This window comes from Pseudomonas sp. p50(2008) (assembly GCF_015351605.1).
GTDB lineage: Bacteria > Pseudomonadota > Gammaproteobacteria > Pseudomonadales > Pseudomonadaceae > Aquipseudomonas.
In genome coordinates this window covers 500,001-512,284 of sequence record NZ_JACMYF010000004.1, presented here as the reverse complement: position 1 = coordinate 512,284, position 12,284 = coordinate 500,001, and the positions used below count along the sequence as shown (strand labels likewise).

The following is a 12,284-nucleotide window of genomic DNA, read 5'->3' as shown; positions in this document are numbered from 1 at the left end:
ACGCCAGGGGATGACGGAAAAGCCGTTCAACTCCCCAATCCCCGATTTGGTGTGGGACAGCCGGGTGTTTGTCTTCACTGGCGTCATGGCCTATGGGCCGCGTAAGGATTGTCAGGCGCTGGTCGAAGAACGAGGGGGGGTGATTGGGGGAGGTGTGAGTAAAAAGGTGCATTACCTGGTGGTGGGTAGCGTGGGTAATGAGCAGTGGCGCCATAGCACTTACGGGACGAAGATCATGAAGGCTGTGGAGTTACGGGAGGCGGGGGCTTCGATTGCCATTGTGGGTGAGGATCATTGGCAAAAGGTGCTGTTTGGTTGAGGTTGGTTTGTTCCAGGTGTCTTGGGTAGGGTAAACCAGTGTTTTGGTCGGCAGATTGGCGGTGGGTTTGATGGCCTCATCGCGAGCAGGCTCACTCCTACAGGGGCGCGTGGGTGGATAGAAATTGATATTCCAGAAACAACAAAGCCCCTGCATTTCTGCAGGGGCTTCGTTTTGTATGGTGCCGGCACCAGGAGTCGAACCCGGGACCTACTGATTACAAGTCGCGGGAGTCGGGCGTATTCCCAGTGTTTGCTCTATCCCTTCCTGTATCCCTTAGTGTTTACGGTGCTTCCAGTGTTACCCTGAGATAATTCGGGGTAACAGGAGATAGTGCCGTGGCAGGTGTTAAAAAGGTGCTTACAGATGCGTTTCTGAGGACGGTAAAGCCAGCAGAAACGCGGTTCGATATTTGGGATGAGGGCAATACCGGTCTGGGCGTGCGCGTTTCCAAGGTCATTAGCTGGTGTTACATGTATCGCCATGAGGGCCGGGTGCGGCGTTTGACCCTCGGGAAGTTCCCCGGAATGAGTTGCCGGGAGGCGAGGCTCGCGTACGCGAAGGCCGCTGAGGCGGTGAAAGACGGCAGGGACCCCGCCGCCGCAAAGATAGCGCTTCGAGTCGAGAACAAGGAGGCGCTGACAGTTCAGGAGTTGTGCACCAGCTACATAGAACGGTACGCGAAGCCGCGTAAACGTTCGTGGCGTGAGGATGAACGGCAACTACTGCGCGACGTGGTGCCCACGCTGGGGCGCACGCTGGCGAAGAATGTTCAACGGCGTGAGATTGTCGCGCTGATAGACAAGAAGGTGGACGCCGGGGCCGGGGTAGCGGCTAACCGGTTATTGGCCGTGGTGCGCAAGATGTTTGCATGGGCAGTGGAGCGGGGCGAGTTGAATGAATCGCCGGTCGCTGGCGTTAGCCGTCAGCATCGGGAACGTAGCCGAGAGCGCGTGCTTTCATTCGAGGAAATCCAAACGTTCTACGCTGCTGTAACCGCGACTGACTGGATTAAGGCGACTCCCCCGGTGCGGAAATCCCTTGGCGTGATGCTTCTCACCGGGCAGCGTAAGGGTGAAGTGCTGGCGATGCGGTGGGAGGATATTTCAAATGAATCCGATGGGTACTGGTGGACTATCCCCGCCGCTGTAGCAAAGAACAGAAGAACACACCGCGTACCACTCGATAACCTGGTACTGGATCTGATCGGAAAGCCCGAGACGGGTAAAACCGGCCCCGTGTTCGAGAGCCTGCGCAAGCCCGGTAGCCCGGTCATCGACACTGCCCCCGCGCACGCCCTCCGCGATGAGTTCGCCCCTGATCGGTTCTTCAATAACTTGGCGCCATTCACCCCACACGACCTGCGCCGCACCGTAGCGACTGCATTGTCATGCCTTGGGTATCCCCGTCTGATCCTGATGAAAGTGCTGAATCACACTGACCCGTCCGTCTCGGCGGTGTACGACCGGTACAGCTACGATCAAGAGAAACGCGAAGCCCTGACGCGATGGGGCGAGATGCTGTACGCGACTCAAGACCCGATGCATGGGTATGACAAGGACACTGGGCAGGAGCTCACCGAGTATCGGTTCGTGGATGAGTGGCGCCGGATGCTGCCCGCGTAGGACACCGCGTGAGCTGCTGGAGAAGGTGCGGGCGCTGATCCCAAGCTGAGGGTGCACACCCAGCAACGCACCGGTCTAGAGCCTTCGCAATAGAAGGACACTCCGCAGTGGGGAGAAGGCTAGCAATAGAATCGCATTTAGTGGAAAGGGAAGGATGACGAGGCAGCTACAAGACACGTATTACAAGGGCTATAGCCGTTTTGTCGTTTGCCTAGTTACTTAGTGGAAGGGAGAGGCTAGCAACGACTCTGCAATAGCTAGTGCCTTGAAGGGAGAGAAGGCTAGTAACCGCTTCGTTCGATCCGCAAGCAATAGATCCGCACTCAACGTCCCAGAGAAAGCGACTGCACTGCGCTGCGGCCCACCCTCTGCAAGAACCACCGACCGAGAGGAAGACCAACGCAAGGAGACCGAAGAATTGACCGAATTAAACACGAACGACCTGGAGCCGATGTTTGCAGATGACCCGATGTTCGAGGCGTCCGCACCGCCGGACGGACTGAACTACATGGAAACGCTGTTCTGGAATGAGCTAGTACAAGGCAAAGCAATCAACATGCAGCTCCTGTCACAGTCGCCTGAGTACAAGCGAGCCGTGGATCTGTTCGCCGGTGAGTCGGGCAAGGCAATGCACAACGGGCAGACGTACTGGCAGCGCCGCCAAGAGCGTGTACGCCAGCGCAGCGCCGAGAACAAGCAAGACGCGGCTGACTTCGGATTGAAGCGCCGCCCGTGGTTGAGTCAGGAAGCCCACACCCGAGTTATCAGCCAAGGCTTGGACGACATTCAAGCGGGCACCCGCCTGCGCACGAACCATTACCTTGAGCGAGTCGGCGTATCCGCTGATGACGCCAGAGCAATCGCCCGGTACGACCGTACCGCCATGAATGAAACCGCGCTTGAGTCGCTGAAAGGGCATGACGTTATGAAGACAGTCGAAACTGGAATGCAGGCAGCAGCAGGCATGCACCACGGCACCACGGCAAGCTGCCTTGGCAAAGTCCGCGACTGCTATCACGCTGGTCTAGGTGTGCTGGCCGCGATTCAAGCCGAGCAGAAACGCATGGCCGCTGAAGTTGCCGATTTGAAAGCAAAGCTCGCTAGCCATGATAAGCGTATCGAGATGGTCGAGGATGGTATCGACTGGAAGACCGAGGCTTTACGGTTGAAGGCGACAGGAAGGAACGCGTCTGAGATTGGTCGGGCGCTGGGCCAGAATCCGGCCACTGTTCGCAAGCATCTGAGTCGTGCCAAGGTGTGACGCTGTCACACTTGTCACACCCCAAAACCGTCGAGTTTCATTGTAAAGAACAAGAGCAGAACTCACTTCCCTGACCCGAGGATACCGAATGAACACCCGCCAAAGCCTTGCACACGATTATGCCGAAAGCCTTACCAGCCTTGCCCAGCCGCTAGCCGTCCTGATTCACTCGATGGAGCAAGAGGGGTGCGTCTCTGCGGAATGCATGGATGCGCAGTACGAGCACCTAACTGCGATCCTGTGTGAGCGGGACAGAGCTGTATGGGCTAGTGCAGGACCGGGGATGACAGCCCGTGAAGTCCAGAACTCAAACGCGTACCTGTTCGACCTGAATGAAGTTGCCAATGCTGAGCTGGTCGCCCTGTACGGAACCGCCGCTTAGCATCCACTGGAGCAAACGTATGAAACGTACACCCGTAGTAATCATTGACGACTCGGGTATCTCACAGGATGCCCAAGCCCGGCGACTCATCGCTGACGGCCTGAGCATCACCGAGTTGCAGTCTGCCTTAGGCTGCTCGGTTGAAACCGCTGTGGAGTACTTCACGGAGCGTAAAGCCGGGTTCATCCCATTCAAGGCCAAAGGCTGACCGGCACCCTTTCTCCGCTATATCCGATTGGTCGTCGGATGTAGCCGCCAGAGACGCGTACTCCTTCGCGGGCTCTGGCACCTATTCGCACGGAAGCCAACGCGGCTTCCTGTTCGCCCTGACCACCTGCTTGATCCCAATCGCTGAATACGCCTGACGTATACCCCGCCGATTGATCGAAACACCCCAGTTCCCGGCTGTCGCTGCACAGCCTGCTGCGCTGTAAACCCCTGATGTACCTATCTATGTCCTACGAGTCAGCGCGTCTAATCGTGCTGTGAGGGCCAGTAACTACCCATAATTACGAGGTAACAGAATGCACTACACAACCGGCTGTGCCGTCCCCGCTGCAAGAATCCAAACCCCATCCCGATTCACTGTCACGTACTCCGTGAATCGCCGGCAGAACCTTGATACCTGCCTCGCCAATGCCGCACGGCAAAGAGCTCAGGACTACGCCCGTGAGAACCTGAAACTCGACTTCGCTGACAAGACGCACTGGCGAGAGCTGGCGGGTGCCCGTGGCATTCATCTCCCTGCATGGTACGTCACCGGTGGCCGCCTCGGTCGATTCGCTGAGCGACTCGGCCTGACCATCCGTGACGTGTACGCCGTAACGGGGTGTCGCTCGTTCCGTGCGTTCGTGGATCAGAACCCGACGTGGCCCCTGTTCGCCCACGTCGGCGTGCTGCTTGAGATTGCCGTGGAACTGGATACGCAAGACTGACCGTCACCGATTCACCCTGGCCCCGGCTCTCACTCTTACAGCCGACTGGCCAACCTCTGCTGTACCAAACCAATCCCGAACAAATCACCTGATAAGGAGGCCCACCTATGGCCGCTAAATCCAGCCTGAACTACACCGAGCGCCGTCGCATCGAGTTCCTCACCAGCCACCTGCGCAGCTCAGCGCGACCCTCTGTGAAGGCCCGCTATGAAGACGAGCTGATGAAGATTCTGGAAGGCAAAGAACTGACCCGAAGCGATTACGCCTTGACCGCGTACTACCTGAAGAATTCAGGAACTGATCCTGAATCTGTCGACGTGTCGGACGCATTCGCCCAAGCGTACCGCGAGACCCCCACTCCGTAATTCCACCCCTGAAAGGAGATTGACCATGACCGCTTTTAATCCTACCGCTGCACAGCTCGCCGCACTGGCGAACCTGTCCGATGACGATCTAATGGCCCCGCTGACCTTCGACGGTGCAGCCCCCGTCCCGTCACCTGTACTTGCACCAGTTCCTGCCGAGCGCCTAGGCGGTGTCCCTGAGGTTCCGGCCTTGGAAGCGCTGCTGGCTCAGGCACGCAAGGTGCAGGACATTTCAGTAGCCGCTGATCTACCAGCACGCACCGCCCGCATCTCTGGCGTCCCGGCTGGCGAGACTGTTTCCCCAAGCATGCGTGCCACTGGCGGACGCTTGAGCGAGGCTTTGCGCACCGCGGCTGGTGAGCATATTAAGTCCGCCGATGATCTTGAGTACGCCTTGCGGGTGCTGGCCGCTCACGCCTTGAACAGCCTCCTGTTGAACCGGCGCAGTGATCTGGCTTTCCGTGAACGCACCGCTGCGGAAACGATCCACACCAACTGGCAGGACCGCTTGCGGATTGCCGCTGTCGGGGAGCTGGCTGCCATCGACGCGGGTCAGCATCTGAGCAGTGAGGAATTCCAGTTTCTGTTGGAGCTAGTAGACACCGGGCGGGCGGGCATGGCCCAGAACCTTGCAGGCCCTGCCGTGAATGTCCCCGCGCTGGTTGCTGGCAGAACCCAAGATTGGCGTGTGATTGCCGGGGAGTGGGCAGATGCCTGCCAGTCCCGAGGGACCGTTGCATTCGAGGGACCGGGCACTGCAACTGCTGGCTGCTCTTACAACGTCGAAGTCCAACCCGGTCTGGGTTGGGTATTGAGTAAATACGTCGGGCAGACTTGGGTGCCGGTTGAAGCCTGCTCCGCTGGTCAAGACCGTGCGGTTGCTGAGCGTCGCCGTATAGCTCGCGATTGCGCCAGCGCAGCACGTCCTGCTCCGGTAATTGGCGCGGGCTTCGCTGACAAGCTCCGGGGCTTGGTGTGAGCACTCATAAGCCTGCGCTCCGGCGCGGGCAGCACCCATCCGCCGACGACCTCATAAAGATGCGTCTCGGGTATCAGGGGTATGAGGCGAGGCTACAGAGCATGCGTGCGATGAAGCCTGCCCGGTACGCCGCTGTCATGTCCGGTGCCAAGACCTTTCTCGATGAAGGCTGGAATTGCACAGAGTGCGGAGGGAATGAGCGGCACACCCGGAACCTGACGTGTCGGGCCTGCAACGGTGCTCGGGTTCCTAGCGTGTTCAAGACACTGCCGAACGGGCAGATCGTGTACGTGCCCAAGGATGAGAACGCCTCGGATAACTGGCAGCAACGGCACCTCAGAACCCAACGGCTACTAGATCAGAAAGCGATCCTGAACCGCTTGGGGTCTGTCGTTGTTGGTCGGTACTGCCTCGCTGGTGGATGCGTGATGCGTGCCGGGTCTGTGGCGCTCGACACCGAACCGCTGATGCTCGCCGTCGATGCCCTGTTGTCTGGTGATCCTGAGCAGTCCCGCGCTGCAATCGAACCGCTTATCCAGCAAGACCGCGAACTGGCGCTGTGCGTTCGCACCGTCGCCCAAGCCCTTGCGGCACCTGAAATGAATCGACCTTAGAGCCTGCCCACTGGGCGGGCCGCACCCATTGGAGAACCAAATGAAAGCACGAATTACAAAGTCCGTCCTGACCGCATTCAAGGACGCATTCAGCCCTGACCTGTCCAGCCCTAGCGGACTGCGCTGGAACCGCTGGAACGGCACTACAGGCACCCGTAGCCGTGAAGCTGGCGACGTGGCTGGTAGCTGCACAAACTCCGGCACGTACGTCGTCACATTGGAGGGCAGCAAGTACCTGGCTGCGGACGTTCTGCTTGCACTGCACCGCGCCCAGCATCGCACCGCTGTGGTGTCGGTATGAGCCGCGCCCGGAGCAAGATGCCGGAGATCAAGCCTTGGCATGAGGAGTTCATGCTGTCGGACACCTCGCCCAGCGGCCTGCGGCTTCTGGTGAACGGTACACCCAGCGTGCTGGCTGGCTGCCCGAGTGAGCCGACTTGGCCTCATGATAAGAGCATGGCGCGGCACTGCATCTGGCCCCGGAATTACTGCGTGTCGGTGATCGTCGGCTGGGAAGGCGAAGACCTTGGCGGATTCACGACGTGGGATATGCAGCTCGAAACTGTCCCTGCTGGCGTTGTCCGTGAAATCCTGCTGGAACACTACGAGCGAGAGCAGCAGATCCAGTTGCTGGAGCAGCACGTACAGCAGCAGATGGAAGTGGCCTAACGGCTGCTTCCCTTTTTCGGCTCCGGGCTGCGACCTAAAAATATTGTATCCACCCGAGGGGGTCCCTCCACTGAAAGCATCGCCATTGCCCCCATAGGGTGGGTCTGGACGCTCCTTAACGCGCGGGCTCAGGTGCGCGTGCACGTACTGATCCTGCGCGGGCGTGCGGTGTTGATCGCGGGCGTGCGCGGACGCGTGCGCTGAACTGCTGGGCTGATGGGCTGATGTTTTACCCAGTGTCATATAACGTCCGTTAAGTGCTACCGCCTGTCGGTGTCTGTAGCTGGTGTCATAAAACCTGCTTGACGAGTAAATGACACCGCTGTACCGTGACACCACATTAGATGACACCAGCACTGGAGACATAGCATGAGCCGCACATTCCTGTATGCCCGGGTATCGACCACTGACCAGACCACTGCTAACCAAGTGCTGGAAGTGCGCAGCGCTGGGTTCGACGTACAGCCCCAGCGTGTCGTACAAGAGACGATCTCGGGTAGCACTTCTGCTGCTGAGCGTCCGGGGTTCATGAAGCTGCTAGAGCGTATGGAGAGCACAGACGTGCTCATCGTGACTAAGCTCGACCGTCTAGGCCGCAACGCCATGGACGTGCGCAGCACAGTAGAGCGACTGGATGCGATGGGTGTCCGTGTGCACTGCCTCGCCTTGGGCGGTGTAGACCTGACCAGCGCAGCGGGCAAGATGACGATGCAGGTGCTCGCTGCTGTCGCTGAGTTCGAACGTGACCTGCTGATTGAGCGTACACACGCTGGGCTTGAGCGTGCAAAGGCAGAGGGCAAGACTCTAGGCCGACCTGCGGCTACCGGCACCACGTCGGCTGTGCAGGCTCAGAAGGCCGCTGGCGTGAGTCAGTCGCAGGCAGCAACTGCGCTGGGCATCAGCCTTGCCACTGTGAAGCGGCATTGGAACGTCGCAGCCTGATGGCACCAAGGGTCGAGCTTTGGCGTGTTCACTTCAAGGAGTGAGCGCGCCCGATGAAGGCACCACTGTGCACCGTCTGAAACAACGGAAGCGCTGGGCAAGGATTGCCGCTCATCTGGATTCGTTGGGTTTGAAATAACCCCAGTGCACCACTGCCAAGCAATGCTGAGAGATTGGCTCAGGGTAGCAAAAACGAGGGTTTGTTACCCCAGATGTTACCCCGGCAGAAACGACAAGGGCCTGCATCGCTGCAAGCCCTTGTTTTGTATGGTGCCGGCACCAGGAGTCGAACCCGGGACCTACTGATTACAAGTCAGTTGCTCTACCAACTGAGCTATACCGGCGTGTTGGGCGACGATTATAGCGATTGGATTGGTTCTGTAAACCCCTGAATTCAGACTATTTTTGCACATGCTTCGTGTCAGGCTCGGCGCAGTGCTTTCTTGAGTTTATGCAGGGCTTTCCAGGTGCGGCTGTTTTGGATGGCGTGCAGCTGCGCTTCGGCCTGTTCGGCGCGTGCCAGAGCGGCGGCGAGGTGGTGTTCGGCGTCGCTGACGGGGTGGCTGAACTTGTGGCCGCGGCATAACTGGAAGTTGTCCAGGTTGCAGGGCGGGATATCGAAAGCGGGTTTGAGGTTCAGGTGTTCGTCGGCCAGGTAGTAGGTGTTGATGCCGTCGAACAGGATGGCGTGGTAGCCGGCATCGGTGACGAGGGTTTCCCAGGTCTGGTTTCGCTCCCAGGGCGTTTCGATGAGGATGATCCACGGTCGCCATTGGGTGAAGTCCATGCCGCGCAGGACGGTTTCTTCGTGGCCTTCGACGTCTATTTTCAAAAAGTGGATTGGCCGGCCATGTGCGTGTTCTTCGCAAATGGACGACAGCGTGCGGGATTTCACGGTGTGGGTTCGAACGTCCATGCCGGCGTCTTTGTGCAGTTGCGCCATGGCCGGTTCCAGGGTCGACAGGCCGGTGCCGGCGATGCCGTAGAAGGTCAGGTCTTGCGCGTTTTCACCGGCGACGCATTGCAGGTTGATGTCTTTGGGGCGCTGTTCGCAAAGCGCTTCGTAGTAATTGGGCATTGGCTCGACATTGATGCCGGTCCAGCCATTGTCGTAGAAGGCTTTGGTCACGGAGTCATGGGCAGGGTCATTGGCGCCGATGTCATGTAGAAGCCGTTCTCTATGTTTCTGAGCGCGCGCCACAGGCGAATGTCTTCGAAATTCTGTGCGTAGGAAATAAACGTCACTGTCGCCTCCTGCCAGTTGGTTTTCTTGTTTTTTGGCTGCGATGTCGGCGCCTGGTTGCTTGTATAGCAAGGGGAGCGGGTAGGCGCAATTTCCTGTTGATGAGGTCCTGTTTTCGGCGGTTATGTCCTTTTCACCAATTGCTTATGCACAACTGGCTTGTCCCGCGCCGGTGCTCATTACTGTTTCTGTGGACCCGTTCTCATTTGATCGCAAATGACTGTTTTACGGGTTTTTTATTCATGTGTACGAAAATTGTACAGTGGTGTTTCAACCCCGAAACAGCCGTATATATTGGATCCACGAATATTCCATCAACAGAGTTATCCACAGGCTGCACAGGTTAAGAGCGTTCACCAAGCAACAGGAAGTTACGCGGTGTGAGGGCGCTTTCGCAGAAGGTTCCGAGCCTGACGGAGTAGCCTTGCTCGAAAAGGAAAAGTGCCCGGTCGAGCACCAGCCAAAGCTCCAGTGGCCGTCGGAAAAGTCCGCGCAACAGCTCCAGGTTGCGCACGTGAGAGAGGCGCTGCCATCCGGTGGCCTCCAAAGCGGACCAGTCCTGATCGCCGATTGTGGATAACTCCTTTAAGGCGGCCAAATGATGGCAGTACTCAGGGAAGGATTTATCCAGCCATGCAGCAGGCAGCGAGGGAGTGGGCAGGTATTCATCAATGCCGCGCAGTTGCCGTTGCAGCAGGTCGAAGGCCAGACGGCGGGCCATGGATGTGTCGCGCTGGCGGCGCACGCGCGCGCCAGCGGTAACGGTTTCGCTGGCGGGCAGTGACAGGTCGTCGAGGGAGAGCCGCAGGCTGGATTGGCTGGCCGCCGAGGACATTGCCTTGTAAGTCGGAAGGTTGATCCGGTTATAGCAGCACGGTGCAACGGCCAATTGTTTGCAGCCCATCGCGCTGGCGAGCTGGATCAGTCGGACGTGCAGATCGCCGCAGGCGTGTAGCGCAACGGGTGTGTGGGACCGATCAAGTAGAGACGCGGTATCAGGGTCGAGTACATCGCGTTCAACGTGCAGCGCATGCAGTTGATGACGCTGGCTGAGTGCCTGGCCGCTGATGACCAGTGCCGGGTCGTATTCCAGGCAGGTGAGTTGTTGCCCGGCTTGCAGCAGGCGTCGTCCCAGATGCCCTTTGCCTGAGCACCAGTCCAGCCAATGTGTGGGCGTTTGCGCGAACGTTAATCGACTGGCGAACGCCTCGATTTGCTGCCATTTACGCCCCGGTACATCGACGTTCAGCCGATGCCCGGCCTCTGCCAATGCTCGAGCCGGCAATTCGGCCACGGCGCTCAGTTCCAGTGACTTCGCGGCTAACGAGGCGAACGGTTCGGGGGCATCGAGAAGAGCAGGGTGGTTGTGTGCGTGTTCCGCTTCGTCCAGGGATCGCTCGCGTAGCCAATGCGCGAGTTCCGGGTAGGACGTTTCCCAAGGAAGCTCAAGATGGGTAAACGGTCGGGGCTTCCATAGCGCTTGATGCTCGATCAGAAAAGCATCCAGCGCCGTGAAGCGGGCGAGTAGGTCCTCGCCCGTCAGCACTTCGCGATCAGCGCCCTTGGCAGGCATCGACGCGCAGCCAGCGCTCCAGCAGCTTGAAGCCGCGAACCAGCACGTAAGCCATCAGCAGATAGAACATGCCTGCGGCCAAGAAGATCTCCACCGGCAAGTACGTCCGGGCAATGATGGTGCGCGCCATGCCGGTCAGTTCCAGCAGGGTCACGGTGCTGGCCAGGGCGCTGGCCTTGAGCATCAGGATCACTTCGTTGCTGTAGGCCGGCAGGCCGATACGCGCCGCACGGGGCAGGATGATGTAGAACATCGCTTTGGCGCGGGACATGCCCAGCGCCCGGGCGGCTTCGATCTCACCCTTTGGAATCGCCTGGATCGAGCCGCGCAGGATCTCGGCGATGTACGCCGCCGTGTGCAGGGTCATGGTGGCGGTGGCGCACCAGAATGGATCGCGCAGGTACGGCCACATCGAGCTGTTGCGTACGGCATCGAACTGCGCCAGCCCGTAGTAGACCAGGAACAGTTGAACCAGCAACGGCGTGCCGCGGAAAAAGAAGATGTAGGCGTAGGGAAATGCGCGCACGTACCAGTGGCGCGACGAGCGCGCGATGCCCAGCGGAATCGCCAGCAACAAACCGGCAATGACGGCAATGGCGACCAGTTCCAGGGTCAGGGTGGCGCCTTGGGCCAGCTTCGGCAGCCACTTGATGATGACTTCCCAGTTCATTGGGTGCTCCTTGCGAAGCCGCGACTGGCGCGTCGTTCCATAAAGTGCATGCCGGTCATGGCGAGAATCGTCAGGCCCAGATACATGAACGCAGCCACCATATAGAAGGTGAAGGGTTGCTTGGACACGGTCACGCCGATTTGCGCGTGACGCATGATTTCTTCCAGGCCGATGACGGAGACCAGTGCGGTGTCTTTCATCAGGATCATGAACAGGTTGCCAAGGCCCGGCAGGGCGATGCGCCACATCTGCGGCATGATCAGCTTGGTGAAGATGCGCCATTTTGACAGGCCCAGGGCTACGCCAGCTTCGCGGTGACCTTTGGGGATTGCGAGGATCGCGCCGCGAAATACTTCCGTGGCGTAAGCGCCGAAGCACAGCCCAAGGGCAATCACACCGGCGGCGAATGCGTTGAGTTCAAGGTCGGGATTGCCGAAGAACTCGCCCAGAGCGCGCATCAGGTTGACCGTACCGAAGTAGATCAACAGCACCCAGAGCAATTCCGGGATGCCGCGCACCAGGGTCGAATAAGTACCGCCAAGCCATTGCAACGGCTTGTACGGGGAAGTCTTGGCCAAGGCGCCGAGCAGACCGAGTACCAGCCCCAGGCACAGGGCCGAGAGTGCCAGTTTCACAGTCATCAGCGCGCCAGCGGCGAGCGCCGGGCCGAATCCGTAGAGGTCGATAATCATGGATTTCTTTTCAAA

Annotated in this window: 14 protein-coding genes, 1 tRNA gene and 2 pseudogenes; 12 read left to right on the top strand and 5 right to left on the bottom strand. The window is 59.0% G+C overall.

Annotated features, from left to right (window positions below):
* Nucleotides 1-13: 13 nt before the first annotated feature.
* From H7698_RS14120 to H7698_RS14065, 12 genes and pseudogenes are all read left to right on the top strand, one after another.
* A pseudogene (locus H7698_RS14120) lies at nt 14-319 on the top strand (BRCT domain-containing protein); the annotation flags it as partial.
* 338 nt (nt 320-657) lie between these two features.
* Nucleotides 658-1,944: a tyrosine-type recombinase/integrase gene (locus tag H7698_RS31730; RefSeq protein ID WP_050483079.1), complete on the top strand. Its 1,287-nt coding sequence runs from the start codon at nt 658-660 to the stop codon at nt 1,942-1,944.
* A gap of 418 nt (nt 1,945-2,362) precedes the next feature.
* Nucleotides 2,363-3,205: a hypothetical protein gene (locus H7698_RS14110; RefSeq protein WP_194691771.1), complete on the top strand. Its 843-nt coding sequence runs from the start codon at nt 2,363-2,365 to the stop codon at nt 3,203-3,205.
* An 88-nt stretch (nt 3,206-3,293) separates the two neighbouring features.
* Nucleotides 3,294-3,587 (top strand): hypothetical protein, encoded by a 294-nt coding sequence (locus tag H7698_RS14105; protein WP_194691770.1) that lies wholly within the window; start codon nt 3,294-3,296, stop codon nt 3,585-3,587.
* Between the two features lie 19 nt (nt 3,588-3,606).
* The gene (locus H7698_RS14100) at nt 3,607-3,795 is read left to right on the top strand and encodes a hypothetical protein (protein WP_194691769.1); all 189 of its coding nucleotides are present in this window, start codon (nt 3,607-3,609) and stop codon (nt 3,793-3,795) included.
* 391 nt (nt 3,796-4,186) lie between these two features.
* Nucleotides 4,187-4,522 carry a hypothetical protein gene (locus H7698_RS14095; RefSeq protein ID WP_328803735.1) on the top strand — a complete coding sequence of 112 codons (336 nt, stop codon included), beginning with the start codon at nt 4,187-4,189 and terminating at the stop codon, nt 4,520-4,522.
* 107 nt (nt 4,523-4,629) lie between these two features.
* Nucleotides 4,630-4,887, top strand: a complete 258-nt coding sequence (locus H7698_RS14090; protein WP_235992841.1) for a hypothetical protein — start codon at nt 4,630-4,632, stop codon at nt 4,885-4,887.
* A gap of 25 nt (nt 4,888-4,912) precedes the next feature.
* On the top strand, nt 4,913-5,866 hold the full coding sequence (locus H7698_RS14085; RefSeq protein ID WP_194691767.1) for a hypothetical protein: 954 nt from the start codon (nt 4,913-4,915) through the stop codon (nt 5,864-5,866).
* 101 nt (nt 5,867-5,967) lie between these two features.
* The gene (locus H7698_RS14080) at nt 5,968-6,480 is read left to right on the top strand and encodes a hypothetical protein (protein ID WP_235992839.1); all 513 of its coding nucleotides are present in this window, start codon (nt 5,968-5,970) and stop codon (nt 6,478-6,480) included.
* 40 nt (nt 6,481-6,520) lie between these two features.
* Nucleotides 6,521-6,781 carry a hypothetical protein gene (locus H7698_RS14075; RefSeq protein ID WP_150757542.1) on the top strand — a complete coding sequence of 87 codons (261 nt, stop codon included), beginning with the start codon at nt 6,521-6,523 and terminating at the stop codon, nt 6,779-6,781.
* Nucleotides 6,778-7,149, top strand: a complete 372-nt coding sequence (locus tag H7698_RS31355; protein ID WP_235992837.1) for a hypothetical protein — start codon at nt 6,778-6,780, stop codon at nt 7,147-7,149. Before H7698_RS14075 ends, H7698_RS31355 begins: the two co-directional genes overlap by 4 nt.
* A 369-nt stretch (nt 7,150-7,518) precedes the next feature.
* Nucleotides 7,519-8,091, top strand: a complete 573-nt coding sequence (locus tag H7698_RS14065; protein ID WP_194691765.1) for a recombinase family protein — start codon at nt 7,519-7,521, stop codon at nt 8,089-8,091.
* Between the two features lie 268 nt (nt 8,092-8,359).
* Here the strand turns inward: H7698_RS14065 and H7698_RS14060 are convergent.
* The 5 genes and pseudogenes from H7698_RS14060 to H7698_RS14040 form a co-directional block, all read right to left on the bottom strand.
* A tRNA-Thr gene (locus tag H7698_RS14060) sits at nt 8,360-8,435 on the bottom strand.
* A gap of 77 nt (nt 8,436-8,512) precedes the next feature.
* Nucleotides 8,513-9,336: pseudogene (locus H7698_RS14055) on the bottom strand (FkbM family methyltransferase).
* A 341-nt stretch (nt 9,337-9,677) separates the two neighbouring features.
* Nucleotides 9,678-10,907: a methyltransferase gene (locus H7698_RS14050; RefSeq protein WP_194691764.1), complete on the bottom strand. Its 1,230-nt coding sequence runs from the start codon at nt 10,905-10,907 to the stop codon at nt 9,678-9,680.
* Nucleotides 10,888-11,577 (bottom strand): ABC transporter permease, encoded by a 690-nt coding sequence (locus H7698_RS14045; RefSeq protein WP_194691763.1) that lies wholly within the window; start codon nt 11,575-11,577, stop codon nt 10,888-10,890. Before H7698_RS14045 ends, H7698_RS14050 begins: the two co-directional genes overlap by 20 nt.
* The gene (locus H7698_RS14040) at nt 11,574-12,269 is read right to left on the bottom strand and encodes an ABC transporter permease (RefSeq protein ID WP_162436989.1); all 696 of its coding nucleotides are present in this window, start codon (nt 12,267-12,269) and stop codon (nt 11,574-11,576) included. The genes H7698_RS14045 and H7698_RS14040 overlap by 4 nt, the downstream gene beginning before the upstream one ends.
* Between the last annotated feature and the right edge of the window lie 15 nt (nt 12,270-12,284).

Bases quoted from the DNA above. Each gene is read 5' to 3' on its own strand.
- H7698_RS14105 (WP_194691770.1), top strand. From the start codon at position 3,294: ATGAACACCCGCCAAAGCCTTGCACACGATTATGCCGAAAGCCTTACC.
- H7698_RS14100 (WP_194691769.1), top strand. From the start codon at position 3,607: ATGAAACGTACACCCGTAGTAATCATTGACGACTCGGGTATCTCACAG.
- H7698_RS14090 (WP_235992841.1), top strand. From the start codon at position 4,630: ATGGCCGCTAAATCCAGCCTGAACTACACCGAGCGCCGTCGCATCGAG.
- H7698_RS14085 (WP_194691767.1), top strand. From the start codon at position 4,913: ATGACCGCTTTTAATCCTACCGCTGCACAGCTCGCCGCACTGGCGAAC.
- H7698_RS14080 (WP_235992839.1), top strand. From the start codon at position 5,968: ATGCGTGCGATGAAGCCTGCCCGGTACGCCGCTGTCATGTCCGGTGCC.
- H7698_RS14075 (WP_150757542.1), top strand. From the start codon at position 6,521: ATGAAAGCACGAATTACAAAGTCCGTCCTGACCGCATTCAAGGACGCA.
- H7698_RS31355 (WP_235992837.1), top strand. From the start codon at position 6,778: ATGAGCCGCGCCCGGAGCAAGATGCCGGAGATCAAGCCTTGGCATGAG.
- H7698_RS14065 (WP_194691765.1), top strand. From the start codon at position 7,519: ATGAGCCGCACATTCCTGTATGCCCGGGTATCGACCACTGACCAGACC.
- H7698_RS14050 (WP_194691764.1), bottom strand. From the start codon at position 10,907: ATGCCTGCCAAGGGCGCTGATCGCGAAGTGCTGACGGGCGAGGACCTA.
- H7698_RS14045 (WP_194691763.1), bottom strand. From the start codon at position 11,577: ATGAACTGGGAAGTCATCATCAAGTGGCTGCCGAAGCTGGCCCAAGGC.
- H7698_RS14040 (WP_162436989.1), bottom strand. From the start codon at position 12,269: ATGATTATCGACCTCTACGGATTCGGCCCGGCGCTCGCCGCTGGCGCG.